Origin of the sequence: Nakamurella sp. PAMC28650, from assembly GCF_014303395.1 — a bacterium.
Classification (GTDB): Bacteria; Actinomycetota; Actinomycetes; order Mycobacteriales; family Nakamurellaceae; genus Nakamurella.
Map to the genome: position 1 here is coordinate 5,083,292 of NZ_CP060298.1, position 25,893 is coordinate 5,109,184.

Annotated in this window: 21 protein-coding genes, 1 tRNA gene and 2 pseudogenes; 3 read left to right on the forward strand and 21 right to left on the reverse strand. The window is 69.1% G+C overall.

Annotated elements, in window-relative coordinates:
- Positions 1 to 79: 79 nt before the first annotated feature.
- From H7F38_RS23050 to H7F38_RS23090, 9 genes are all read right to left on the reverse strand, one after another.
- The gene (locus tag H7F38_RS23050) at positions 80 to 457 is read right to left on the reverse strand and encodes an EamA family transporter (RefSeq protein ID WP_187091942.1); all 378 of its coding nucleotides are present in this window, start codon (positions 455 to 457) and stop codon (positions 80 to 82) included.
- 108 nt (positions 458 to 565) lie between these two features.
- A complete protein-coding gene (locus tag H7F38_RS23055; protein ID WP_187091943.1) occupies positions 566 to 2,068 on the reverse strand; it encodes a bifunctional glycosyltransferase/class I SAM-dependent methyltransferase in 1,503 nt (500 codons plus the stop codon).
- On the reverse strand, positions 2,049 to 3,422 hold the full coding sequence (locus tag H7F38_RS23060) for a glycosyltransferase family 87 protein (protein WP_187091944.1): 1,374 nt from the start codon (positions 3,420 to 3,422) through the stop codon (positions 2,049 to 2,051). Before H7F38_RS23060 ends, H7F38_RS23055 begins: the two co-directional genes overlap by 20 nt.
- An 8-nt stretch (positions 3,423 to 3,430) precedes the next feature.
- Positions 3,431 to 5,296, reverse strand: a complete 1,866-nt coding sequence (locus H7F38_RS23065) for a methyltransferase domain-containing protein (RefSeq protein ID WP_187091945.1) — start codon at positions 5,294 to 5,296, stop codon at positions 3,431 to 3,433.
- A gap of 162 nt (positions 5,297 to 5,458) precedes the next feature.
- Positions 5,459 to 6,289: a class I SAM-dependent methyltransferase gene (locus H7F38_RS23070; RefSeq protein ID WP_187091946.1), complete on the reverse strand. Its 831-nt coding sequence runs from the start codon at positions 6,287 to 6,289 to the stop codon at positions 5,459 to 5,461.
- Between the two features lie 131 nt (positions 6,290 to 6,420).
- Positions 6,421 to 7,521 (reverse strand): glycosyltransferase family 4 protein, encoded by a 1,101-nt coding sequence (locus tag H7F38_RS23075; RefSeq protein ID WP_187091947.1) that lies wholly within the window; start codon positions 7,519 to 7,521, stop codon positions 6,421 to 6,423.
- Positions 7,518 to 8,546: a lysylphosphatidylglycerol synthase domain-containing protein gene (locus tag H7F38_RS23080; protein ID WP_255498450.1), complete on the reverse strand. Its 1,029-nt coding sequence runs from the start codon at positions 8,544 to 8,546 to the stop codon at positions 7,518 to 7,520. Before H7F38_RS23080 ends, H7F38_RS23075 begins: the two co-directional genes overlap by 4 nt.
- Positions 8,547 to 8,666: 120 nt before the next feature.
- Complete coding sequence (locus H7F38_RS23085) at positions 8,667 to 9,947, reverse strand: DUF885 domain-containing protein (RefSeq protein WP_222618278.1); 1,281 nt, start codon at positions 9,945 to 9,947, stop codon at positions 8,667 to 8,669.
- A 189-nt stretch (positions 9,948 to 10,136) separates the two neighbouring features.
- On the reverse strand, positions 10,137 to 10,904 hold the full coding sequence (locus H7F38_RS23090) for an isoprenyl transferase (RefSeq protein ID WP_187091949.1): 768 nt from the start codon (positions 10,902 to 10,904) through the stop codon (positions 10,137 to 10,139).
- Between the two features lie 135 nt (positions 10,905 to 11,039).
- Here H7F38_RS23090 and H7F38_RS23095 point away from each other — a divergent pair, with 135 nt between their 5' ends.
- Entirely contained in the window at positions 11,040 to 11,714 is a 675-nt protein-coding gene (locus H7F38_RS23095) for a hemolysin III family protein (protein WP_187091950.1), read from the forward strand.
- 168 nt (positions 11,715 to 11,882) lie between these two features.
- Here H7F38_RS23095 and H7F38_RS23100 read toward each other — a convergent pair.
- The 4 genes and pseudogenes from H7F38_RS23100 to mca form a co-directional block, all read right to left on the reverse strand.
- A pseudogene (locus H7F38_RS23100) lies at positions 11,883 to 12,431 on the reverse strand (hypothetical protein); the annotation flags it as partial.
- Between the two features lie 636 nt (positions 12,432 to 13,067).
- Positions 13,068 to 15,092 carry a thioredoxin domain-containing protein gene (locus tag H7F38_RS23105; protein ID WP_187091951.1) on the reverse strand — a complete coding sequence of 675 codons (2,025 nt, stop codon included), beginning with the start codon at positions 15,090 to 15,092 and terminating at the stop codon, positions 13,068 to 13,070.
- 267 nt (positions 15,093 to 15,359) lie between these two features.
- Positions 15,360 to 15,530, reverse strand: a pseudogene (locus tag H7F38_RS26805) (hypothetical protein); the annotation flags it as partial.
- 38 nt (positions 15,531 to 15,568) lie between these two features.
- Positions 15,569 to 16,540: a mycothiol conjugate amidase Mca gene (gene mca / locus H7F38_RS23115; protein WP_255498142.1), complete on the reverse strand. Its 972-nt coding sequence runs from the start codon at positions 16,538 to 16,540 to the stop codon at positions 15,569 to 15,571.
- A gap of 608 nt (positions 16,541 to 17,148) precedes the next feature.
- On the opposite strand from mca, the gene greA reads away from it, so the two are divergent.
- On the forward strand, positions 17,149 to 17,640 hold the full coding sequence (greA, locus tag H7F38_RS23120; protein ID WP_187091952.1) for a transcription elongation factor GreA: 492 nt from the start codon (positions 17,149 to 17,151) through the stop codon (positions 17,638 to 17,640).
- Between the two features lie 77 nt (positions 17,641 to 17,717).
- Here the strand turns inward: greA and ilvA are convergent, their stop codons facing one another.
- The 4 genes from ilvA to H7F38_RS23140 form a co-directional block, all read right to left on the reverse strand.
- The gene (gene ilvA / locus H7F38_RS23125; protein WP_187091953.1) at positions 17,718 to 18,959 is read right to left on the reverse strand and encodes a threonine ammonia-lyase; all 1,242 of its coding nucleotides are present in this window, start codon (positions 18,957 to 18,959) and stop codon (positions 17,718 to 17,720) included.
- A gap of 52 nt (positions 18,960 to 19,011) precedes the next feature.
- The gene (locus H7F38_RS23130) at positions 19,012 to 20,061 is read right to left on the reverse strand and encodes an ROK family protein (RefSeq protein ID WP_222618280.1); all 1,050 of its coding nucleotides are present in this window, start codon (positions 20,059 to 20,061) and stop codon (positions 19,012 to 19,014) included.
- Positions 20,062 to 20,142: 81 nt separating this feature from the next.
- Complete coding sequence (locus H7F38_RS23135; RefSeq protein ID WP_187091954.1) at positions 20,143 to 21,294, reverse strand: cystathionine gamma-synthase; 1,152 nt, start codon at positions 21,292 to 21,294, stop codon at positions 20,143 to 20,145.
- A gap of 74 nt (positions 21,295 to 21,368) precedes the next feature.
- Complete coding sequence (locus tag H7F38_RS23140; RefSeq protein WP_187094933.1) at positions 21,369 to 21,722, reverse strand: helix-turn-helix domain-containing protein; 354 nt, start codon at positions 21,720 to 21,722, stop codon at positions 21,369 to 21,371.
- 195 nt (positions 21,723 to 21,917) lie between these two features.
- Here H7F38_RS23140 and H7F38_RS23145 point away from each other — a divergent pair, with 195 nt between their 5' ends.
- Positions 21,918 to 22,775 (forward strand): SDR family oxidoreductase, encoded by an 858-nt coding sequence (locus tag H7F38_RS23145; protein WP_187091955.1) that lies wholly within the window; start codon positions 21,918 to 21,920, stop codon positions 22,773 to 22,775.
- Positions 22,776 to 22,852: 77 nt separating this feature from the next.
- Here the strand turns inward: H7F38_RS23145 and H7F38_RS23150 are convergent, their stop codons facing one another.
- From H7F38_RS23150 to H7F38_RS23165, 4 genes are all read right to left on the reverse strand, one after another.
- Entirely contained in the window at positions 22,853 to 24,217 is a 1,365-nt protein-coding gene (locus H7F38_RS23150; protein WP_187091956.1) for a cystathionine beta-synthase, read from the reverse strand.
- Between the two features lie 187 nt (positions 24,218 to 24,404).
- Positions 24,405 to 24,734, reverse strand: coding sequence for a hypothetical protein (locus H7F38_RS23155; protein WP_187091957.1), 330 nt, complete (start codon positions 24,732 to 24,734; stop codon positions 24,405 to 24,407).
- Between the two features lie 40 nt (positions 24,735 to 24,774).
- Positions 24,775 to 25,560 (reverse strand): Bax inhibitor-1/YccA family protein, encoded by a 786-nt coding sequence (locus H7F38_RS23160; RefSeq protein ID WP_255498143.1) that lies wholly within the window; start codon positions 25,558 to 25,560, stop codon positions 24,775 to 24,777.
- Between the two features lie 229 nt (positions 25,561 to 25,789).
- Positions 25,790 to 25,863, reverse strand: a tRNA-Leu gene (locus H7F38_RS23165).
- Positions 25,864 to 25,893 lie beyond the last annotated feature (30 nt).

Genomic DNA, 25,893 nt, shown 5'->3' on the forward strand with positions numbered 1-25,893 from the left:
CGAGAGATTGCCTGGTGAGTGGCTGTGAACCAGATGGGAGCGGCCGCGCTCCAGCCCCGTCAGCCGCGCCCGGGCCCCGTCAGCCGGAGGGCGCCGTCGTCACCACCACGATCAGACCGGTGACCACCAGCACCGTTCCGGTCCAGGTCCACACGTTGGCGCGTTCGTGCAGGATGACGGTACTGGCGATCAGGATGGCGACGTACCCCAGCGCATTGAACGGGTAGGCCACGCTGAGCGGCACCCGCGACAGCGTCACCAGCCAGGCGATCGCCGAGACACCGAAGATGACCAGACCGCCCAGGATCCACGGCGAGGTGATCGCGCTCAACACGAGCGAGCGCCCGGTTTCCGCCGAGTGCGTCTTGGCCAGGTTCATGCCGTTCTTGAGGATCAGCTGACCGGTGGCGGCCAACGCCACCGCAAGCAGCAGGATCCCGATGCTCGCCGGGTTCATCCGGACTCCTCGTCGATTGGTCGGCGCCACTGGTGCACGGCCGGCGGACGGGTCCGATGACGCCATCGACGCTCCCTCTTGGTGCGCGGTCCGCTCGGTCATCGGGCGTCAGGCACCGATGGCTCTGGACAGCGCTTCTGGATCGTGCACCTCGAGCGCGGCCGTCACCACATCTTCCGCGTGCGGGGTCAACCGGAGCACGTTCTGGTACCCGAACAGGGTCGGACGCGTCCGGACCAGCAGGTCGTCGAACCTGCGCAGCAGGCCGCCGATGCCGCCGGAGGCCCCGATGGTGCCCAGCGGCAGCCCGGTGGCGGCCTCCTGGAGGACGTCGAAGCCGGCCCGGCGCACTGTGCGCCGCAGTGTCGATCTGGTGAAGAAGCGGAGGTGGGTGTTGTCCAGCACGCCGCGCCGGTCGTATCCGAAGACACCGAAGGCGACCCGGAAACGGGGGTACCAGTGCCCGAAGTTCGGGACCGACAGGATCAACTGCCCGCCGGGCCGGAGCACCCGGCGCATCTCCTTCAGCGCATCGCCCGGACGAGCCAGGTGCTCGATGATGTCGCCCGCGATGACGACGTCGAAGCCGGTGCCGATCTCGGCGGCCAGCGGCTGCTCCAGATCGGCGACGAAGAAGGCGTCGGTGCGCTCGCGGACGTGCGGCAGCTCCAACGCATCCACGCCGACGACGGTGTGACCGGCGGCGCGGATCTTCTCGGCCAGCAGGCCGGCGGAGCAGCCCAGGTCCAGGACGCGGCACGGCGGAAGAGTGGCCATCATCTCCAGGATCAGCGAGTGCGAGGAGCCGTCACCCTCCTTGAAGTCGTACTCGTCGGGGGTCGGCACCCACTCCGAGGTACCGAAACCCTGGACGGCGAGGCGGTACTCGAGCACATCCCGCACGACGTCCTTGGCGTACTTGAGGCCGTCGACGTAGCAGATCTCGTCGCCGTAGTAGGTCGGGATCGGTACCTCGACGATGGTGCCCCCGGCGTGCAGCACCTGGGCGATGATCTGGGTGTCGAAGTCGAAACCGTCGTTGTTCGCCTCGAACGGGACCTTCTGCAGGATGTCCGTCCGGTAGGCGCGGTATCCGGAGTGGAACTCCGTGAGTTCGGTCCCCAGGACCTTGTTCTCGAAGGTGGTCAACACCCGGTTGCCGACTCGTTTGTAGAATGGCATCCCGCCGACTTTGGCCGCACCTTTGTCCATCATTCGCGAGCCGAAAACGGCGGCGCAATCACTGGAGTAGAACGGTTCGACGATGTCGGCCAGGGATTCCGGTGCGTACTGCCCGTCGGCGTGCAGCAGGACCACGACATCCAGACCGCTCTCGATGGCCAATCGGTATGCAGCCTTTTGATTTCCGCCGTATCCCAGATTTTTTGTGTGTCGGATCACAGTCGTGGCCGGCGTATCTTTACGCGCACCCCACTCCTGTCCGTGCTCGAAAGTCAGGTCACCGCTGGCGTCATCGCAGATGATGACTTCCTCGATGCGGGCGCGAAAGTCGAGCGGGATTCGATCCAGCGTCTTCAGCAGGGTGGATTCGGCGTTATAGGCAACGACCACGATCCCGATGCGCAGAGCCTCATTGTTCTTCCGAATCATTGCTTTCCTCTCGTGTGCCTGAAATCTCGGGGCCGCCGCCGGCAGTGGACGCGGTCACCCCGCCCCGGTTCGTTCCGGGCGAGACAGGCTCGGTCGACTTCTGGTTCCTGCCGACGGGGACCGCACGGGCGCGTTCGACACTGAATCCACCCGAGCTCGGCAGGAATGTCTTGATGGTCGCACGGATGAGCACGACCACCAACACCAGCCACGGCACCTGCATGGCCACGAGTTCGTGCAGCGGGACCACGTAGGTGGCCCTGGCCCGGTTCCACGGCAGACCTCCGCTCCACCGGTCGTAGACCATGAACAGGACGACGCCACCGGCCAGGTTGTAGGCGGCGCCCCAGCTCAGGCCGATCACGCAGCACGCGGCCACCGGCCACACCATGTACTGGGCGCCCCAGGTGGGAGCCAGGGCCAGGAACCCGATCAGCGACCATCCCACCGCCACCACCACGACGTCCGGCCGGCGCCACACGGCGATCGCCGGGACGGCAGCGCAGATCACCACCACCAGGGCACGACCCCGGCCGGCGTACGAGGCGACCCAGGACGGGTCGCCCAGCCAGTGACCGATCTGCTCGATCCCCCACGGCGAGTAGCCGACGCCGCGGTAGCCGATCACGTCCGCGAGCACCGCGTGGAACTGCAGCAGCAGGGCCGGCCCCCAGGTCACAGCGAACGCGAGGGCGAAACCCGCCGCCCATCGAAGGAATTCCCGACGGTCACGCCGCAGGACGTAGATCGCCAACACGGGAATGACGACCATCGGCACGATCTTCACCCCGACGGCCAGCGCGATCGCCACTCCGCCGAGGCCGGGGCGCTGCAGATCGACGAGCAGCAGCACGGCCAGGAACACCAGGAAGACGAAAATGGGGTCGGTATTGCCGTGGAAGCCGGACACCATGACCGAAATGGGACTGATGGCGACCAGAATTCCCGCCGCTCCGGCCCGCGCTGGTGATATCCGGCGTCGCAACAACTCGAAGACGACCAACGCCGTACCGACGTCCGCCAGACTCGACAGGGCCCGGAGGGTGAACCGGTACGGCACCCCGGCGTCCTGCACCAGATTGATGAACGAGAGCAGATACCCGACCAGTGGGGGATGGTTGTAGAACGAATTGTTGGCGGGAAAAGTCAGCGCGTAGATGCCGACCGGGCCGGCCTGTTTCACCCCGAGCAGGAAGTCGCCCCAGTGGACGATGTCGTTGGTGCCGAAGGTGGTGGCCGCGAGGACCAGCTTGATCACCAGCACCGGGATCGCGACGACCAGGATGCCCCGGCGGGCACGGGCGACCGCACCGGGGTCCCGGCTGCGGACGGCCGACCGTCGGCGAGCGGCCACCGGGGTCGCTAACCGATCCGGCGGGCCAGCGCGACGATTCCGTTGCCCTTGCCGGGTACCAGGCGCTGGAGAACCTGGAACGGGAAGATGCCGACCGTGATCACCAGGGCGGACAGCCGCTTGGTCGGCTGCATCCACCGACCGGACTGTGCGGTCTGGTCGGCCGCCGAATCCTCCATCTGCGTGGAACCGTCGGCCACCCGATTGCGGATGGCCTCCAGCACGAAGGCCAGTGGCCAACCGTAGAGACCGACGCTGACGGGTTCGAAGCCGGACGCCCGCAGCTTGTCGGAGAGTTCGTCCGGTGAGTAGCGGCGGTAGTGGCCGACGGCCTTGTCCCAGGTCCCGAACATGTGCTGCCACGCCGGCACCGACAGGACCAGATGGCCACCGGGGCGGACCTTCCTGGCCCAGTCGGCCAGGGCCCCTTCGTCATCCTTGAGATGCTCGAGAACCTCGAAAGCGCAGACCATGTCGAAGGTCTCGTCAGCCGGTAGGTCGTCGGACGTGCAGTTCAGCACGGTGCCGCCCCTGGCCTGGATCCGGTCCCTGGCGATGTGGAAGGAGTCCTCGTCCGGCTCCACTGCGGTGAAGGAGGGCGTCAGAGCGACCAACCGGGCACCCATGGCACCCTGCCCGCACCCGATCTCCAGGGTGGTGCGGGGCCTGGTCTGCCGCATGGCCCGCTTGATCAGCGGCCAGCGCAGCGCTCCTCTGGGGGTCAGCGGGGCGACGGGAGCTGAGGTGGTGGTGGGCACGACGGGCAGCCTATCCATCAAAGGTGCGATCACCGAAGCGCCACCGAAGGATCGCAGGGCCAGTGCACGGGCCTCCCGGCGGCGCAGCGCGAGCAGTTCACGGTCGGTGGAGAGTCTGGTCAGCACCGCCGCCAGCCGCGCCGCGTCACCGGCCGGCACGAAGTCCGCGTGTTCACCGAGCATCCGGCGCTGCGGCCCGGTGTCCGAGGTGACGACGGCGCAGCCCGCCGCCGCCGACTGGTACACCTTGTTCGGCACCACCTGGGCGCCCTTGACGGTGGTGCCGAAGATACCCAGTGCCACGTGGTGCGAGGCGACCACCGAAGGGAGGTCGGCGGGGTCGACCCAATCGATCCAGCGCACGGCAGCCGAGGCGCCGGCCGCCGCCCTGGCCGCCGCGAGGTCCTGGCCGGTGCCGATCATCGTCACCGACAGGCGGGAGGCGTCGACACCCGTCGACCTCAGGATGGCCAGCGCCCCGCCGATGACGACGGCGCCCTGCAACGGCGTGAAGAGGCCGAAGAAGACCACCTTGACCGGCTCGTCCTCGCCAGGGTCCGCGACCGCGCCGCGGCCGGCGTCGAACCAGGCCGAGTCGGCCCCGACGTTGGCCACGACCGTACGTGCCGCCCACCTGGACGGCACCTGGTCCCGGTGCTCCTCGGTGTCGAGGACGATGACGTCGGCCGCCGCCAGCGCCCATCGGTCGACCAGATCCAGCGCGCGGACCACGACGCCGGTGCGGCGGCCACGGTCGATGGCGGTGCCGGCCGCGAAGATCAGGTGGTCCAGGACGATCGGCGTCCTGCGGAACAGCAGCCTGGCCAGATGCACGTCGAAATGGCCCAGATACCCGACCAGCACGGCATCGGGACGACCGCGACGCAACTCGGCCCGGCTTCGGATGATCAACCGTCCCCACCTGGCCACCAGCTTCACGGCGAGTACCGGCACGGTCCACGGCTTCAGGAGCATGGAGACACGCGCGGCGGTGGTCAGCCCGAGGGGCTCGTTGATCTCGACGACCTCGTGGCCGCGGGTCCGCAGACCCTCGATCAGCACCTGGATCCGGGGGTGCGAGTCGGCCTGGTAGGTGCCGAACGCAACGACTCGCACTATCTTCCTGCCTACGCGCACTTCATGATCGGGCTGATGTCGACGTCGCCCGGCAGCGCGGACCGATCGATCGGTCTGCCGCTCCGACGAGCAGCGGGCCGACAGGGCACGGCGCGCTCGACGGCATCCAGTCTATGGGGGTGCAGAGCGTTCGGTGTGAAGTCACCGCGGCATCAGTTTGGTCGTCACCGGGGCCGGCTGGACGACGAGCGAGGGCCCGGCCGGACGCTGCGGCGACTTGCTCGCCACCCAGATCACTGTCGGGATGATCGTGCCGGCGAGTCGACGAACCGACGCCGGGGCCTTGCGCACCGCGGTCGCCCCCCAGCTGCCGACCATGTCGGAGGAGGAGAACACCTCCGGATGGGCCAGGATGCTGTAGGAGTAGTCGTGCACGTAGAGGCCGCCGACCATGCGCTGGAGCCCGGGGACCGTGCGGAACCTCTCGTGGTAGCGGTCCGCCTTGTGGAAGGCGCGCACGTAGCTGTCGGCCAGCCCTTCGGGCAGCCAGGACAGGAACGGCAACCGGTGGTGCGGCTCCATCACGCCGAGCCGGTTGCCAAGGCCGAGGTAGGCCACCCCGGTCGGCTTGAGGACCCGGCGGATCTCCGACATCACGGCGTCGGGGTTCACCACGTGCTCGTAGATGTGGTTGAACACGGCCACGTCGATGGACTCGTCGGCGAAAGGCAGCTGCTCGCCGTCGGCGCAGGCGAAGAAACATCGCGGGTCACGATCGGCCTTGGCCCGCACGAGACCCGGGACGTCGATGTCGATACCCATTGCGAGGCAACCACTCTCGGCCGCCGCCTGGACGGTCCAGCCCAACGAGGAGCCGATGTCGAGGTAGGTCGCGCCCGGAGCCCAACCCTGGCCGAGGAAGTGGGTGATGACGGCGTGGATCTTCCGGGCCTTGAGGACCCGAGACTCCTCGCGGGACATCTTCTCCTGGATCTCGCTGTAGGCCAGTTGACGGCTGCGTTCCTGTGCCATGTCAGATCCCTTTCACCGAGTGGCCGCGTTGGCCGCTCCATTTCACCGGGTGGCCGAAGTGGCCGCTCCCTCTCACCGGGCGACCGCAGTGGCCGCGCCACCATTGACGGAGGCAGCCGGGCGAACCGGGATCACCGGTGATCCGCCTTCGTGGCCGCGGTGCGGAACATCTCGGCCAGCCGTCGCCCCATCTGCTCCTGACCATAGAGCTCCCTGGCCGCAGAGCTGAAACCGGCGCCGAGCGCGCGCCGTTCCTCGATCCCGCCGAGGCCGGCGATCCGTTCGGCCCATGCGCCCGGTGCTGCGGAGGGCAGCAGCACACCGGTCCGGCCGTCCTCGACGGCGTCGCGCAGACCCTCGAGTTCGGCCGCCAGCACCACGGCCCCGCGGAGTGCGGCCTCGACCACCACCAGACCGAACCCCTCCATGTCGCCCGGCACGGAGATGTTCGGCTGGACGAAGACGTCGCACCCGGCCATCAGGTCCTCGCGCTCGGCCTCGGTCACCGCGCCGGTCAGCACCAGGCGATCGGACACGCCCGCGGCGGCGGCCGCCGCGGACACCGCCTCGACGTCCGGTCCGACACCGGCCACCACGTAACGGGCGTCGGGCAGCAACGGGAGAACCTGCCCGGCGAACCAGGCCGCGCCCTTGCGCTTCACCACCCGACCCAACGTCACGAGGATCAGGTCGGACTCCGCCAGGCCCCAGCGCCGCACGAGTGCCGTCCGGGCGGTCGCGGCATCCGGAACCGTCGACGGGAGTGCGACCCCCAGCCTGATCACCTCGACCTTGGCCGGATCGGAGGTCAGCTCGGCGGCCACCGCGCCGGTGGCGGTGCTGATGGCGGCGATCAGATCCCACCGCTTGAGACCCCACCGCACCAACGCGCGGTAACCGGGCTTGTCCCAGGTCAGGTCGCGGCCCATGACGAAGGCGATGGTCGGCACCCGCCGCACCCACAGCACGGCTCGCAAGGCACTGGCCATCACGGCGTCGCCGGCGACGATCGCGTCGACCGTGCCCGCGCGCAGCTGACGGGCCGTGCTGAACAGTGCGGCCGGACCCCAGAAGGCGGACCGCCAGATCGGGCCGCCGTGGGCGAGCAGCCGCGAACCGGGCCAACGCTGCTCGACCACCTGCCAGACGTCGGAGGCCAGCGTCTCCATCCCGCCGACGGAGGGCGGGAACTTCCGCGTCACGAACAACACCCGGGAGATCGGCCGCGTCATCCGCGCTCGCCTGCACTCGCCGCGCCGACTCCCCCGGGGGCGCTCGGGGCGCGTTGCCCCACCAGCGCGGCGGCCCCGGCCAGGGTGGCGTCTGCGCCGATCGTCAGGACGCGGGCCAGCAACGCGACCAGCAGGGCCGCCCCGTGTTCCATGTAGGGCGAGAGGCCCAGCGCGATGACGGCTTCCCGTGCACCGGCACCGGCCGGTGCGAGCACCACCAGCATGCCTGCCAGCAATCCGAGGCTGTAGATCCCGATGCAGAGCAACGGGGAGGGGTAGCTGCCGGTGAACATGGCGACGAGGAACATCAGGGACAGCCCCGAGATGATCTGGCCGAACGCGGTCCAGGCGGTCGCCTCGGCGATGTTGCGGCCCGGGACCCGCTCCAGCGGGATGCTGCGACGGGTGATCCTCGCGGCGAATGCGGCCAGCCGGACCAGCACGTCGGGCTGCAGGAAGGCGAGCAGCGGCACCACCAGCAGCAGGGTCCACCAGTAGGCGCCGAGCACCTCTCGTCCGGAGATGGCCAGGGTCACCGCCGCCATCGCGCCCACCACCGGGAGTGCGACGACGATGGCCAGCAGGCCGGCGGCGCCGGTGCGGGCCCGCGGAACCTTGAGCTCCCTGGCCATCGTGGCCTGCGCGACGATGTTCCAGACGCCGCCCGGGATGTACTTGCCGAGCTGCCCGATGAAGAAGATCTTGGACGCCGGGCGCATCCGGATGTCGGAGCCGAGACCGGCCAGCAACACCCGCCACTGGGGGAACCCGGAGAACGCACCGACGATGCTGAGCAGCAGGGCCACCAGCACCGGCAGCAGTTCGACCTTGTCCCAGGCCTGCGCGAGCGAGTGCCGTTCCTTGACGATCGCCCAGGCCGCGAACGCAACGACGGCCAGCAGGAAGACCACCCGGATCACCGTGGACCTCGATCTACCCGACGACCCGGCCATCGGCGCCCCGGTCCCTGACGACCCGTCCCCTGAGCGGGCAGCGCTGGGATCCTCGTCGTCCCGGACGGGCATCGTCACGCGATCTCGCGATCAGGTCTGCCGGCGAAGTGGTCACGACTGGCCATCGAGGGTTCGAGCTCCTTGTCCTGGGGACCCTGCCGGCATGGTGGCCCGCTCGGTACGGGGCCGAGTTTAACCGCCGGGTGCCGATCCGTCGTCCAACGCGTCGCGCGCACCGGGTCGGTTCTCGGCGTTCAGGCCGGCGTGCATCTCGGCCTGGACGGCCGCCGGCGTGAGCGGTTCGTCCAGCAGTCGACGGAACCTGTCCAGTGCCGATTGCGTGTCGGGCCTGGCCTCCAGCCACGGCCGCAGCAGCCGCTCCCCCTCCACGTAGGTCGACGTGTAGGCACGCCACAGCGGGTCGGACAGGAAGCGCAACGTCTGCCGTGCTCGCCGCTCGTCGGCCAGCATCCAGGTCTGCAGGTAGGTGGCGACCTCGTCGGCGTCCGCACCGCGGTCGTGCAGCATGATGGCAGCGTTCTGGCGCACCGTGTTCAACGGGCGGGACGCCACCTCGAGGGCTTCGGCGAGCTCCGGTTCGATCTGGGGGCCGATCCCGTCGAGTACCTGCCGGGCCCACGATGCCCAACCGGGCCCGATGACGGCCGACAGCGCGAGATCACCGAGACCCTCGGCCATCAGACACTGCGGGGTGTTGACCAGGAAGATCGTCTGCTCGACCTGCCCACCCTCCCGGACCAGCAGTTTCTCCTTCCGGCAGTGCTCGGTGTGGTGACCTGGGTAGCACTCGTGGGCCACCAGCACCGGGAACTGGCTCATCCGGTGCCCGACATCGGCGTTGACCGCCACGCGCGAGGAGTAGGCCCCTAGGTAGTAGTTGAAGCCGCTCCACGCCACGTCACGTTCGATCGCGAACTCGATGGTCTCCGCCTCCGGTAGTCCGGTCGGGCCGACCACTAGCTCCCGCAGCGCGGCCGCGACGGCCCGCACCGCGGGCTCCACCAGCTCCGGCGGACACAGCTCGCGCTCGCGGACGACGGCCAGTCGTTCGGCGAGTGTCCCGTTCGCCGGCACCCCCGCCCCGTCCAGCAACCCGGCGATCTCGGCATGCGCCTGTCGGTAGACGTCGGTGTCGACCTCGGCGATCTCGACCTGGAAGTAGGAGTGCACCTCCTCGATGATGGACATCGGCTCGCCCGCCAGCCGCCGTCCGGCGACGGCCAGGGCGTCCAGGTGCGCGGTGATGAAATCCATCCGGGCCGGCGTCAGGTCGGCGTCGGCCACCTGCTGCGACAGGGTCGCCGCGTGGCGCGACAACTGCGCCGGATCGGGTGCCGGCTCGTCGGCGACCTGCTCCCTGAGTGCCGGATCCCCGATGTAGGCGTCGACGAATCCGTCGACGACGCGATCGAATCGCAGGCCCAGCTTGAGGTATTCGGTGACGACGTCCATCTCGATCTCCGTTTCTGCTCGTCGGTGACCATTCCACCGGCGGTCCGCTCACCGAGCCGGGGCCACTCGCCCTGACTGCCGCTCCGACCACTCGAACCGGCGGGTCCACTCGCCGAACCGGCGGGTCCACTCGCCGAACCGGCTGGTCCACTCGCCGAACCGGCTGGTCCACTCGCCGAACCGGCTGGTCTACTCGCCGAACCGGCGGTGCCGGGCGGCGTAGTCGCGCAAGGCGCGCAGGAAGTCGACCCGGCGGAAGTCGGGCCAGTCGGCCTCGTAGAACCAGTATTCGGAGTGGGCGCTCTGCCACAGCAGGAACCCGGACAGACGTTGCTCACCGGACGTGCGGATCACCAGATCCGGGTCGGGCTGACCGGAGGTGTAGAGATGGTCGCTGATCGCGTCGACGTCCAGCCTGGCGATCACCTCGCTGACCGACAGCCCGGCGTCGGCACCGGTCTGCAGCAGCGACTTCACCGCATCTGCGATCTCCTGTCGGCCGCCGTACCCGACGGCGATGTTGACCTCGACCCCGGTGCGGTCGGCGGTGCGCATCTCGGCGGCGGTGAGCCGTGTGACCATCCACTGCGGCAACACTTCCATCGCTCCGACGATGCGCAGTTTCCACGGCTGGTCCGGCGCGGCCAGATCGTCGACGACCTCGGTGATGATGCTCAGCAGCGGCTGGAGCTCCTCGTCCGCGCGGCGCAGGTTGTCGGTGGACAACAGCCAGAGGGTGACCATGCCGATCCCGCTGGTCTGACACCATTCGAGCAGGTTCGAGATGTGCGCAGCACCCGCGCGATGACCGTCGTTCGGGTTGGCCATCCCCTCCTTGCGGGCCCACCGCCGGTTCCCGTCGATGATCACGCCGACGTGGTGCGGGATCGTGGCGCCCGTCAGGTTGTGGATCAGCCTTCGCTCGTAGACCTGGTAGAGCAGCGACGGAAGCCTCACGTGTGCCGACCTTACTGTGCCGTCCCGGCGGGATCGTGCGCTGCACCGGCGGCACTGCGTCCCCGAGGGGCGGGCGTCGTGGGGATCACCTGTGTCGGCTTTCCAAAACCCGTCCCCTTGGCGGAAAATGGGGGCATGAGCTCTGCCACCGTCCACCGACCGCCGACCGGCAGGCCACGGGCCCGCGGTTGGATCCACTGGTACTCGGCCATGGCCGGTGGCCTGCTGGGGGTGGTCCTGGTCGTGATGGCGGCGACCACGGTCGGTACCTCGGCAGCGATCTCCTGCACGATCTACGCGATCACCATCGTCGGGCTGTTCGGCATCAGCGCGACCTACCACCGCCACACCTGGATCTCGCCGCGTGCCCGTACCTGGATGAAACGCGCGGACCACTCGATGATCTTCGTCTTCATCGCCGGCACCTACACGCCGCTGGCGGTGCTGGCCGTGCCGGGCACCAAGGGCACGGTCCTGCTGGCGATCGTCTGGATCGGGGCCGTCGGGGGCGTCGCACTGAAGATGCTGTTCCCCAACTCTCCCCGTTGGCTCGGCGTGCCGTTCTACGTCGCGCTCGGCTGGGTCGCCGTCTTCGCCATGCCCCAGCTGCTGCACAACGGCGGCGTCGCGGTGATCGTCCTGATCATCACCGGCGGTTTGCTCTACACGGTCGGCGCGGTCTTCTACGCGATCCGCCGGCCCAACCCCTGGCCCGGGACCTTCGGGTACCACGAGGTGTTTCACGCCGCCGTCACCCTCGCGGCCCTGTGCCACTACGTGGCGATCTTCCTCGTCCTCTACTCCGGCTGACCCCCCTGTCGGCGTGGATCAACTTCGCAGGCATGGGCGAAAGTGATGACTCCTGTCACTCCAATCCCAAATCGTCCAACTTGATCCATGCAGCCCTTCCGGACATGGAAAAGCGGCGGCCCGGGGAACAGATGCTCCCGAGACCGCCGCTTCGTCGTGCGGGCGGATTCAGCCGAGGTCAGGGCCCTTGGAACGGAGCCGATTGACCTCTTCCATTGCCGAGCGGAGATCGCCCAGCCACTCGTCGGCGTGATCGCCGACCAGGCGGATCGCCCAGACCAGCGCGTCCGAACGCGAGCGCGCCACGCCGGAATCGACCAACGTGTCGAGCACCTGACGCTCGCTCTGACGCAACCGCGTCATGACCGGAACGGAGGCCGTCGTGAACAGTTCCTCGGATGTCCCCAGCCTGGCGCCCCAGGAGATCTCCCGTCCGTACCGGAACTGCCCCTGACGGGCGATCTCGATTCGGGCCTCGCGGGTGTCCTCGCGGAACCTGGCGATGCGTCCCGCTTCGGCGGCTGCGGTCGCGGCCGCGTCCTGCTTCTCGGTCGACGTCTCGAGGGGTGGAAGCTCCCCGACGATCAGGATTTCGTCGCGATCCACCGTGAGGGCCGGCGCCCCGGTGAACCAGTCGCTGGGCAGTCGGCCGGCGAACCAGCCGCCGGCGTCGGAGGCGTCAGGAGCCTCTGGGGCTCCCCCACGACCTCGACCCCGAGGGCCGAACGGGCGTCCATATGGGCCGAAACCGCCTCCACCGCCGAAACCTTCGCCGCGTCCGCGACCGCCTTTGCCGCCGCGTCCGCGCGGGCCTTCACCCTCGCCGCCACCCTCGAACTCCGGACCGAACGCGGGCGCGCCGTGACTGCCGAAGGGGCCCCGAACATGGTGTGAATGTGTGTTCATGATGTTCTCTTCTCTCTAGGTCGTTGTTGATTACAACGTTACACTGCTTACAACTATGACAGAAGGGGGTTTGTTCCCGGGGTCGGGCCGAGTCAGGAGGGCCGCGCTGATGAACTCGTTGACTCGCGTCCCACCCGCCCCACAACGGCGAAGTTGATCAGCGCCGGCGAAGTTGATCAGCGCAGGGCCCGGCCGCCCGACCAGCAGAAGGGGCCGCGCTGATCAACTCGTTGACTCGCGTCCCACCCGTCCCACAACGGCGAAGTTGATCAGCGCAAGCGAAGTTGATCAGCGCGGGACCCGGCCGCCCGACCAGCAGAAGGGGCCGCGCTGACCAACTCGTTGACTCGCGTCCCACCCGTCCCACAAAGGCGAAGTTGATCAGCGCAAGCGAAGTTGATCAGCGCGGGACCCGGCCGCCCCAGCCAGGCCGCCGGCGGGGGCAGATCAGCGGGAGGTGAGGAGCGTCCGGAGATCGGCGGGACCGGTCACCGGGCGGTCGCAGACGAAACCGCGACACACGTAGGCCGCCGGTAGCCCGTCCACCGGTGGCCGGCCGTCGAGCAGGGGCGCGGAGCCCGGTTCACCGACCACCACGACCGCACCGCCGGGCGCATGACGACGAGCCACGGCAGCGAGCGCATCGCGCTCGGGACCGGCCGGGCCGGAAATCGCGATCTGGAGCGGCCCGGAAGCGAGCGCCTCGGCCCCGGCCAGGTGCCAACCGGCCGAGCGGGGCACCCGCATCAGCAGGGTGGACACCGTTCCCATGGCCTTCTCGGCGGCGCGGAGGTACTCACCGGATCCGACCAACGATCCTGCGGTCAGCAGAGCGTCCACGACGGAGGACGCACCGGACGGCGCAGCGCCGTCGCCGGGATCCCGCGGTCGCAGGAACAGCTGTTCGGCGTCGTCGGCGGTGTCGTTGAAGCCGCCGTCCGGGGCACCGAAGTGCGCCAGCACGACGTCGAGCACCGAGATCGCGGCCTCGAGCCACACCGGATCGGAGTCGGCCTGGTGCAGCGCGAGCAGACCGGCGGCCAGATCGGCGTGGTCGACCAGGACAGCTGCCCCCGGACCGGCCACGAAGTCGCGGGAGGACCGGCGCCAACGGCCGTCGACCAGGTGCACGTCCAACAGGTACCGGGCGGCCTCCGCGGCACGCTCGATCCAATCGGGACGACCGGCGGCCGCACCGGCCTCGGCCAGCGCCCTGATCGCCAGGCCGTTGCTGCGCAGCACTACGAGGTCGTCCCGGCCCGGTTGGGGTCGCTGCGCCCTGGCCGTGAGCAGTTCCCGGCTCACCCGCTCGTACCAGGCCGGATCCCCTGGGTCGGACTGCAGACGTAGCACGGCACCGGCCAGCGCCGCATCGTGATCATCCAGATCCAACCCGAAGACGGTGGCTGCGCGCCGGGCGTCGTCCTCGCCGAGAACGTCCTGCAGTTGGCCGCGATCCCAGAGGTAGGTGGCTCCTTCGACCCCGCCGGTGTCGGCGTCCAGCGAGGCCGCGAACGCGCCCGAGGCGGTCCGCAGCGAACGGATCAGAAAATCTGCCGTCTGCGCGACCACCCGGGTCGACAGCATGGAGCCGGTCAGCCGCGCGTGGTGGGAGTAGACCGCCAGCAGAAGCCCGTTGTCGTCCAGCATTTTCTCAAAATGTGGTACGAGCCAACGTGAGTCGACGCTGTAGCGGGAGAATCCGCCACCGAGCTGGTCGTAGATGCCACCACGGGCCATTCGCTCCAGAGTCAGCCCGGCAGCGGCGAGCGAGCTCTCGTCCCCGGTCCGCTCGTAGTGCCGGAGCAGGAACTCGCAGACCATCGCCGGCGGGAACTTCGGCGCACCGGGAAACCCTCCGTTGACGCGGTCGATCTGACCCGCCAACGAACCCGCGGCCAGGGCCAGTTCGTCGCCGTCCAGGGGCGCGGCTGTCGAGGACTCCCCCGTCGCGACCGCGTTGGCCAGGCTGACCTCGGCCAGCGACTCCCTGATCGCGGCGGCCGCCTCCACCACCCTCGAGTTGTCCTCGCGCCAGGCGGCGCTGAACGCCGTCAGCACCTGGCGGAACGAGGGAAGCTGATGCGACGGCATCGGCGGGTAGTAGGTGCCGGCGTGGAACGGCGTGCGTTCGGGGGTCAGGAAACACGTCATCGGCCATCCACCGGAGCCGGTCAGGGCCTGGGTGGCCGTCATGTAGACGGCGTCGACGTCCGGCCGCTCCTCCCGATCGACCTTGATGGCCACGAAGTCACGGTTGATCTGTTCGGCCACCACCGGGTCGGAGAACGACTCGCGAGCCATCACGTGACACCAGTGACACGACGCGTAACCGATCGAGAGCAACACCGGCACGTTCCGCCGCACGGCCTCCGCGAAGGCCTCCGGCCCCCACTGCCACCAGTCGACCGGCTGCGTCGCATGCTGCCGCAGGTAGGTCGAGGTGGCACCGGCCAGACGGGTCCCAGTCACCCGATCGACGCCCTAGCGGGGGGACGCGGGCGGCGTCGGACCAGGCTCTGGCCTGTCATCCCCGGCCGTACCAGTCCCGGCCGCACCAGTCCCGGCCGCACCTGAGCCGGCCACACCATCCCCGGCCACACCCGCGCCACCTGCGCCACCTGCGCCAGCATCAGCACCGACATCACCAGCGCCACCACCTGCCGCGGCCCGACCCAACGAGCCGTCGTGCATCGCCGACGCCGACGCCCCGACGGTGACCGGAGCCCCGACGGTCGCAAAGGATTTCGGCACCTTCTTGAGGTTGCGGTTCATCGACTTGACGAGGAAGTAGACCGCCACGCAGAGCAGCACGATGACGAGCAGACCGATCGGGGCGGCCTCGCCCCATTCCGGACCTTTGCCGGTGGTCGGGTCCACGTCGCTCGGGCTGTTCCCGCCGGTGGCCAGATAGCCCTGGACGGACGCCGCGGTACTCGTCAGGACGTTCACGAGACGACCCGCTCACGGATGCCGGCGAACAGATCGGTCTCGGGCATCTCGGTGTCCACCAGCGACCGGGCCAGTTCGTAGTCGTCGGTCGCCCAGACGGAGGCCTCGATGTCGTGCGGGACGGCGAACCAGTGGGCGTTCGGATCGATCTGCGTCTCGTGAGCCTTGAGGGCGGCATCCCGCTGGGGGAAGAAGTCGGCCGCGGCGATCTTGGTGGTGACCCGGACGCCCGGATCGGGACGCGGGTTCTCCGAGAAGCGCTTGATCCAGTCGTCGAACGGGCCTTCGCCGGTCCGTTCCCTGACGGCGTCGTTGATCGCGAGCATCCGCTGCTTGGAGAAGCCGACGTTGTAGTAGAGCTTTAGCGGCTGCCAGGGGTCGCCGGTCCCGGGATAGGCGTCCGGGTCACCGGCCGCCTCGAACGCCGCGATCGAGACGACGTGGCAGCGGATGTGGTCGGGATGCGGGTACCCGCCGTTCTCGTCGTACGTCGTCATCACGTGCGGACGGAACGCGCGGACCAGACGGACGAGGGCCTCGATCTCGATCGCCGGGTCCAACGCACCGAAGGAGTCCTCCGGCAGCGTCCAGGTCTCCGGTGCTCCTTCGTGATATCCGGAGTCGGTGAAGCCGAGCCAGGCGTGCGCGACACCGAGAATCTCGGCCGCCCTGGCCATCTCGGCGACCCGCAGCGCGGGGATGTCGATGTCCATGTCGGCGAACTTGGGATTCAGCACGTCGCCGCGCTCGCCACCGGTGCACGAGACGACCAACACCCCGACGCCGTCGTGCGCGTACTTGGCCAGGCTGGCCGCCCCCTTGCTCGACTCGTCGTCCGGATGGGCGTGCACCGCCATCAGGCGCAGCGCCGCACCGGCCGCAGCCACCGACCGGTCGCGCGCCGCATCGGTCGCCATCGGGTCCCGGGCATCCGTCAGCCCTTCGCCCACTGTGCTTCGTTCGCTCACTGTGCTTCGTTCCCTTCCAGCCGGGCGTGTCACCACCCTGTCGACCCATTGTCCCCCGCCGACGGCCGTGGTCCGAGCCGCCGGCGCATCTTTGCAGGTCACGTCCATGACGATGAGGTGCGTCACGCCGTGGAGGCGAACTTCGCCGTGCGCATCGGGCCGTGGTGGCCAACCCCACCCGACCGCGCCGGAGCACGAGGTGGAGACAGGGTCGCGACCAGGGCGACTGTGCCGATTAGGGTGTCCTGTCGTCCCTGCGTGTTAAACTTGCGACCATTCAGACGACCCCGCAGGGTCGTCTGGTGTTTTATTTGTACCGAGCGTTTGTACCGAGCGTCTGTACCGCGCGTCGGTAGTGAGCTCGTCCTGCAATTTCGGGTACGGCGTCGTCCCCCGGTCTGCGCCCACGCACCCGAGGCTCACGCACCTCGGGCGCGGCTCCTGTGCAAGACACATTTCTAGTGGGGATCGGTCTGGCTGTACCCGTTGTCCGCTCGACACTGCAGTCCGCTCGACACTGCAGTCCGCTCGACGCTTCGACACCTCATGACGCGTGCATCCCCTGCTCTGCCTGCCCGGCCCTTTCGTACACATATCAAGGAGTTGACATGACCGGAACTGTCGCAACCTGGCTGACCCAGGAGGCGCACGATCGTCTCAAGCACGAGCTCGACGAGTTGGTACTGCAGCGACCGGTCATCGCCGCGGAGATCAACGCCCGTCGTGAGGAGGGCGACCTCAAGGAGAACGGCGGTTACCACGCGGCCCGCGACGAACAGGCCAAGATGGAGGACCGGATCCGCAAGCTCCAGGAGCTGCTCAGGGAGGCGCAGGTCGGCGTCCGGCCCGCGGACGACGGCACCGTCGAACCAGGCATGGTGGTGACGGTCGCATACGACGGTGACGAGAGCGACCAGGAGACCTTCCTGCTGGGCTCCCGTGAGGAAGGCATGCACGGCACGCTGCAGGTCTACTCGCCGCAGTCGCCGTTGGGCGCAGCCATCCACGGAGCCTCCAAGGGCGAATCCCGCGAATACCTGTTGCCCAACGGCAAGACCCAGAAGGTCCGCATCGTCGAAGCGAAGCCCTACGGCGGCTGATCTCCGGCCCGCAGGCAGGAAGGGCCGCACCCGATCGGGTGCGGCCCTTCCTGCTGTCCGGGGGGATGCGGGAGTTGCTACCGGTGGTCGATCACGTGGTAGGCGGCGGCCTCCAGACATTGCAGCAGTTCGTCCCGGTGCTCGGGCCCCCGTGTCTCCAGGCGCAGGTCGACCTGGACGTCACCGAGGGCCAGGGTGCTGCCGAGCCGTGACTGCTCGACGTCCACCACGGACGCACCGAGTTCGCCGACCAACGCGAGCAGCCGCGCCAGCGACCCGGGCCGATCGGAGATCTCGATCCGCAGGGAGAGGAATCGGCCGGCCGCGACCAGACCGTGCTGGGTGACGTGCAGCAGCACCAGAGGATCGATGTTGCCACCGGACAGCACCGCGACGACCGGCGGCGCGAACATCTCGGGGTGAGCCATGATCGCCGCGACGGAGGCCGCACCGGCCGGCTCGACCACCAGCTTCGCCCGTTCCAGGCACAGCAACATGGCCCGGGACAACTGGTCCTCCGACACCGTCACCAGATCATCGACCAGGCCGCTGACGTGCGAGTACGTCAGCGCCGTCGGTTCGCCCACCGCAATGCCGTCGGCCAGCGTGGACATCTTCAACAGCCGGACCGGGCGGCCGGCGGCCAGCGACCCCGGCCAGGCCGCGGCCTGCTCGGCCTGCACACCGACGATCTTGACGTCCGGGCGCCTGGCCTTCACCGCGGCGGCGATCCCGCTCAGTAGACCGCCGCCACCCGCGGATACGACGATGGTCGCGACATCCGGTACCTGGTCGAGGATCTCGAGGCCGACCGTGCCCTGTCCGCGGATGATGTCCGGGTGGTCGAACGGATGGACCAACACCGCACCGGTCCGCGCCGCGAACGCTCGCGCCTCGATCAGCGACTCGTCGAGCGTCTCGCCGTGCAGATGGACCGTCGCCCCGTAGGCGCGGGTGGCGGTCAACTTGGCGATCGAGGCCCCCACCGGCATGAAGACGGTCGCCTCGCACCCCAGCAGCGCGGCCGCCAGCGCCACCCCCTGCGCGTGGTTGCCCGCGCTCGCCGCCACCACCCCATTGGCGCGCTCGGCGTCGCTGAGCCTCGAGATCCTGGTGTAGGCACCACGAATCTTGAACGAGCCGGTGCGCTGGAGGTTCTCGCACTTGAGGTACACCGGGCCACCCACCATCAGGTTCAGCGGCCGGGACGACTCCATCGGCGTGTAGCGGATGACGCCCTGGAGCAACTCGGCAGCCGCTTCGATCTCCTCGACGCCGATCAGTTCGGCGAGGTCGAGGGGCACGAGGTTCTGGGTCATCACCGCATCCTGCCACCGGCCGATCGCCGTCAGGTAGTGCCGAGCCCGGAGCTCAGCCGGCGTGCGGCCAGTAGGAGTCGGCCTGCAGCACGACGGCGGCCGCCCCGATCAGGCCCGCGTCACCACCGAGCAGCGCCGGGACCACCCTGGGCGAGGAGGCGTAGCCCAGACCCGCGTACTTGGCGTAGCCGTCGGCGATCGGATCGAAGAGCACGGAACCGGCCGCCGCCACCCCGCCGCCGATGACGACGACGTCGAGATCCAGCAGGGTGACCGCTCCGGCCACGGCCAGACCGATGGCCTCGCCGGCGCGGCGGAAGGTCGCCAGGGCGATCGGCTCGCCGCGCCGCGCCGCCTCGGCCAGGGAGGCGGCATCCGTGGCCTCGCTGCCGTGCGCCCGGGCCCAGGCCGCGATGTTCGTACCGCTGGCGATGGCCTCCAGACAGCCGATCCCCCCGCAGACGCAGGTCGGCCCGAAAGGGTCCACGCTGATGTGTCCGATGTGGCCGGCATTGCCGGTGGTGCCGGGCACCACCCGGCCGTCGATGATCACGCCACCGCCGATGCCGGTGGAGACCACCATGCCCAGGACATTCCGTCTGCCCTGCGCCGCTCCTCGCCAGTGCTCACCCACCGCCACCGCGACCGCGTCACCGAACATCCGCACCTCGAGCCCGTACCGCTCCACCAGGCGGTCCCGCAGCGGGAACCCCCGCCAGGCCGGGATGTTGACCGGCGACACGGTACCGGCGTCGCGGTCCAGCGGCGCGGCCGTAGCGATCCCGATCCCCGGGAGCGCCGAACGCTCGTCCGGTTCGACCCCGACCGCGTGCAGGACCGAGTCGATCACCTCGACCAGGGCCGAGTACAGCTCTTCGGCATCATCACCCTGCGGATTGGCAATCCTTCTCGCAGAGACGATCTCGCCCAGTTCGGTGACGATGCCGGCCGCGAACTTGGTGCCGCCGACGTCGATGGCCAGAGCGCAGCGACCCAGGTCCAGCGTCCTCCGCCGGTCCCATCCGGTACCGGCATCCGGCGCGGGCCCTCGTTCGTCCAGGGGGGTCAGGTGATTGTTCGGCACACCGGGATTCTTGCGCACCGCCCCCGCCCTCCGCTTCGTTTCCCTCCGACCCGGGCGGCGGGAGCCGCCCCGCGACTCCGGCGGCCGGCGCCCGTCAGGTCAGTCCAACGCATCGGACAGGTCAGCCGTCAGGTCCTCGATGTCCTCGATCCCCACCGAGAGCCGGATCAGGTCGTCCGGCACCTCCAGGGAGGATCCGGTGACGCTCGCGTGCGTCATCAGCGCGGGGTGCTCGATCAGCGACTCGATCCCGCCGAGCGACTCCGCCAGGGTGAAAAGCCGTGTCCTGGAACAGATCTTGACGGCCTCCTCGCGCCCGCCGACCACCCGGAACGACACCATCCCGCCGTAGCGGTGCATCTGGCCGGCCGCCACGTCGTGGCCGGGATGACTGTCCAGCCCCGGGTAGTAGACCCTTCCGACACGGCGGTGGGACTCCAGCAACTCGACGATCTTCTCGGCGTTGTCGCAGTGTTGTTCCATCCGGATGGCGAGCGTCTTGAGGCCGCGCAGGGTGAGCCACGAGTCGAACGGCCCGGCGATCGCCCCCATCGACTTCGCGTGGAAGCTGAACGCCTCGCCCAGTTCGTCGTTCGCGGTGATCAGTGCGCCACCGATGACGTCGGAGTGGCCCCCGATGTACTTCGTCGTCGAGTGCAGCACGATGTCCGCCCCGAGCGCGAGCGGCTGTTGCAGATACGGCGAGGCGAAGGTGTTGTCCACCAGCAGTTTCGCGTTCGCCTCACGCGCGATCTCGGCCAGCTCGTAGATGTCGGCGATGCCCAGCAGCGGGTTGGTCGGGGTCTCGCACCAGATCATCCTGGTGGTGGGCCGCACGGCCGCACGCACGGCGTCCAGGTCGGCCAGCGGGACGGCAGAGTAGGTCAGACCCCATGGCACACCGATCTTGTCGATCAGGCGGAACGAGCCTCCGTAGGCGTCGTCCGGGATGATGAGGTGGTCACCCGGCCGCAGGAGGGCCCTGATCGCCGCATCGGCCGCGGCCATCCCGGAGGCGAAGGCACTGGCATGACGTCCGCGCTCGAGGCTGGCCAGCGCCGTTTCCAGCGCCGTCCTCGTCGGGTTGCCGGCCCGGCTGTAGTCGTAGCCGGCCCGGGTCTGACCGACCACGTCCTGGGCGAAGGTGGAGGTCTGGTAGATCGGCACCACCACCGCACCGGTGGTCGGATCCGGCTCCTGCCCGACATGGATGGCGCGGGTGGCGAAACCGTCATCGGTGGGGAGCGTCATGCGATCAGATTAGTGGTTCCCGCATCGGCCACCGGCGGCCGGGAGGCCCGCCCCCAGGCGCAGGACGGCACCCCTCACCTGGCGTCGTACCGGAGACGGGCGGCGGTGACCGCGCCGATCTCGTCCTCGACCAGGCCGACCAGGGAGCGCAACCGGGCAGCGACCTGTCCGCCCAGAACGGTCAGGCTGTACTCGACCCGGGGCGGTATCTCCTTCTGGACGTCCCGGATCACCATGCCGTCGCGCTCCAACGTCTGCAGGGTCTGCGAGAGCATCTTCTCGCTGACGCCGTCCACCCGCCGGCGCAGGGCGTTGAACCGGCGCGGCTCCTCGCCCAGTGCCAGCATCACCAGCGTGCCCCACTTCCCCGCGACGGCCTCGACCACCGACCGCGACGAGCAGTCGCGCGCGAAGATGTCGGCGACCATCGCCTGCGGGACGTCGCCCGTCTCGTTCGCTACCGACGCGGAGGTGACCACCCCTGCAAATTACCCCGCCGAGGACGGCTGGGGGTGGCGATCGTGCAGAGCATCACTATCGGAATAAGTAGCACTTCCGAAAAGTTAGTGCCAGAGTCAGCGAAAGCGCGACACCAGGCCATCGACCCCACCAGGGAGCACACCATGATCGCGATCACCGGAGCCACCGGCAACCTCGGCCGTCTGGTCGTCACCGACCTGCTCGCCGCCGGAGTGCCGGCGGCCGACATCGTCGCAATGGTCCGCACTGCCGGCCGGGCAGCAGATCTCGCCGATCGGGGGGTGATCGTCCGGGAGGCCGACTACGACCGGCCGGAGACCCTGACCCCGGCCCTGGACGGCGCAGACAAGGTGCTGCTGATCTCCGGGAGCGAGGTCGGTTCGCGGATCCAGCAGCACCAGAACGTCACCGCCGCCGCGGTGGCGCTCGGCGTCGAACGCCTGGCCTACACCAGCATCCTGCGGGCGGACACCTCCGGCGTGGCCCTCGCCCGCGAGCACAAGGCGACCGAGGAGGCCATCGCCGCCTCGGGTCTGACCTACACCTTCCTGCGCAACGGCTGGTACTACGAGACGTCCTTCGGCGATGTCGCGGACACCGTGGCGCGGGGTGTCCTGATCGGCGCTTCGGGCCAGGGCAAGGTCTCGTTCGCAACCAGGGCGGACTTCGCGGCCGCAGCCGCAGCGGTGCTCCTGGGTTCCGGACACGGCAACGAGGTCTACGAGTTGGGCGGTGACCAGGCCCTGACGATGACCGACTACGCCGCCGCCATCAGTCAGGCCTCCGGCACCACCGTCGGCTACCAGGATCTCGGCGCTGTAAGGTACGCCGGCGCGCTCGCGTCGGCCGGTCTCCCGGCCGCCGTCGTCGACATGCTGACCGACATCGCCCAGGCCAACAGCCGCGGCGAGCTGGCCGCCGGGTCAGGCGATCTCAGCCGCCTCATCGGTCGCCCGACCACCAGCCCCGTCGACTACTTCACCACTGCGCTGAGCGCCTGACGGACCGAGCGCCTGACGGACCGCCGCCTGACGGCCCAGACGCCTGACGGACCGGACGCCTGAGGGCCGGCAGGCCGTCAACCCGCCAGGAAGTTGAGCAGGTCGGCGCGGGTCAGGACGCCGGCCGGCTTCCCGTCGTCGACCACCATGACGGCGTCGGACAGCTCAAGAGCGGACCGCACCGCAGGGATCTCCTCGCCGGAACCGACCAGCGGCAGCGGCTTGGCCATGTGGGCCGAGACGGCGTCGGACAGGGTGGCCCGGCCGGTGAACAGGTCCTCGAGCAGCGCGCGTTCGGAGACCGACCCGACGACTTCACCGGCCATCACCGGAGGTTCCGCCGAGACCACCGGCATCTGCGAGACGCCGTACTCGTGCATGATCTCCACCGCGTCGCGGACCGTCTCGTTCGGATGCGTGTGGACCATGGACGGGAGCTGACCGCTCTTGAGCCGCAGCACATCTCCGACCGTGGTGTGCCCGTCCTGGGACAGGAAACCGTACGACGCCATCCAGCCGTCGTTGAAGATCTTGGACAGGTACCCGCGTCCGCCGTCCGGCAGCAGGACCACCACGACGTCGTCCTCGGTGAGCTTCTCGGCCACCCGCAACGCCGCCGCCACCGCCATCCCGCAGGAGCCGCCGACCAGCAGGCCCTCCTCGCGGGCGAGCCGGCGGGTGGTGGCGAACGAGTCCGCGTCGGACACCGCGATGATCTCGTCGGTGACGCTCGCGTCGTAGGCGGTGGGCCAGAAGTCCTCCCCCACACCCTCGACGAGGTACGGCCGGCCGGTCCCACCGGAGTAGACCGAACCCTCCGGGTCGGCGCCGATCACCTTCACCGCACCGCCCGAGACGTCCTTCAGGTACCGACCGGTGCCGGAAATGGTGCCGCCGGTGCCCACCCCGGTGACGAAGTGGGTGACCCGGCCGTCGGTGTCGGCCCAGATCTCGGGGCCGGTCGACTCGTAGTGGCTGGCCGGGTTGGCCGGGTTCGAGTACTGATCGGGCTTCCAGGCGTTCGGCGTCTCCCGGACGAGCCGGTCGGACACCGAGTAGTAGCTGTCCGGATCCTCCGGCGCGACGGCAGTCGGGCAGACGACCACTTCAGCGCCGTAGGCGCGCAACACGTTCCGCTTGTCCTCGCTGACCTTGTCCGGGCACACGAAGATGCAGTGGTAGCCGCGCTGCTGAGCGACGAGGGCGAGCCCGACCCCGGTGTTCCCACTGGTCGGCTCGACGATGGTGCCCCCCGGCTTCAGCGCTCCGGACTGCTCGGCCTCGGTGATCATCTTCACCGCGATCCGGTCCTTGACCGAACCTCCGGGATTGACGTACTCGACCTTGGCCAGCACGAGCGGCCGGAGCCCGACCGTCAGGGAATTGAGTTTGACCAGCGGGGTGCCGCCGACCAGATCGATCACTGACTGGGCATAACGCACGAGAAGTCTCCTTGTCGACGCCACCGGAGGCGCCCTCTTCCACGGGAATGCGCAGCCGTACCGACCACGTCGTGTCCCAGTATCAGGCTATCGGTCTCGACCCGAGGCCCAGCGCCGATGCTGCCGACGAGCGAACGGAGGAGGTGGTCAGGATCGGCCAGGAGAGCCGGTCGGATCCGGCTGCTGTTCATCGACCGGAGTGACCCCTCGACCGGTTCTGCGCACCGCCCAGTGCGGTGGCCAGGTCGGCCAGGATGTCCTCCACCTCACCGGCGGGGGCCCCGGATCCGAGCGCGTCGTCGACGAGCACGTGGAGTTGATCGGCGAGCGCATGCACACCGGCATCCGGCACAGCCGGACGGGAGAGGCCGTCATGGGCGCCGGCCAGGTCCGCGAGCCGTTGCAGCGCCGACCTGGTCTGCGCGATCCGATCCGCGTGCCGCCAGGCGGAGACGTTCCAGGCCCGCACCCGGCGAAGTAGATCGGCGGACTGCGGGCCCGGCACTGGTGCGTTCACCGTGTGGGACCGACTCGGGCTGTGACGGTCTGCTCCGGCGCTAGTTGTTCCGGAGATTCCCGAGCAGGCGCAGGATTTCGAGGTACAGCCAGACCATCGTCACCATCAGACCGAAGGCTGCGTACCAGGCGTAGCTGGCCGGTGCGCCGACCTTGATGGCGCGGTCGATCTGGTCGAAGTCGAGCAGGAAGCTCAATGCCGCGATCACGATGATCACCAGCGAGATGATGATCGACAGGGTGCCCCCGCTGCGGAGATGGGTATCGACCCCGAACGCACCGGCGATCAGGTTGAAGACCACCAGCACGAGGACGCCGATCATCGCGCCGATCAGCATCTTGGTGAATTTGGGGGTGACCCGGATGGCGCCGGTCTTGTAGACGACGAGCATGCCGGCGAACACGCCCAGGGTTCCGACCAGCGCCTGCAGGCCGATGCCCGCGTACTTCGGAATGGATTCGAAGATCCCGGTGATCGCGCCGAGAGCCACCCCCTCGGCCACCGAGTAGGACAGGATCAGGGCCGGATTCGTCGACTGCTTGAAGATGACGACCAGCGACAGAACCAGGCCGACGATCATCGCCGGGAGGGCAAGAGACCAGGTCAGGTGCAACGCCATCGCCAGGACGGCCGAGACGATGCCGACACCGAGCACGGTCGCCGTCTTGGCGACCACGTCGTCCAGGGTCAGGAACCGCTCCCTCGGTGGCGCACCGACGGAAGGCCGGGCGTACATCTGGTTGAGGTAGGCGGCGCTGGGGGCGCCCTGCTGCTGAGCGCCCGGCGGCTGTCTCAAACTGCGGAATGCGGGATTGCTGCTCTGCACGACTGGCTCCTTCGACGACAGAAAAATTCCTGCACTGGTGCATCATGCCCCGGTGGTGCAGGCATCATCCAGACGCATCGTCGGCCGACCGGCCGACGCCGCGGTGCAGTCAGTCTGTCAACGACCCGCGACCGGCCGAAGTTCCCCCGACGGCAGTGGGCGCCGGGGCCGCAAGGGGCAGTGGGCGCCGGGGCCGCAAGGGGTAGTGGGCCCGGGGCCGCAAGGGGCGTGCCCCCGGCGGGACTCGAACCCGCACTGAACCGATTTTAAGTCGGTTGCCTCTGCCGATTGGGCTACGGGGGCCGGGCGCGACCATTCGCCCCCCAGACTAGG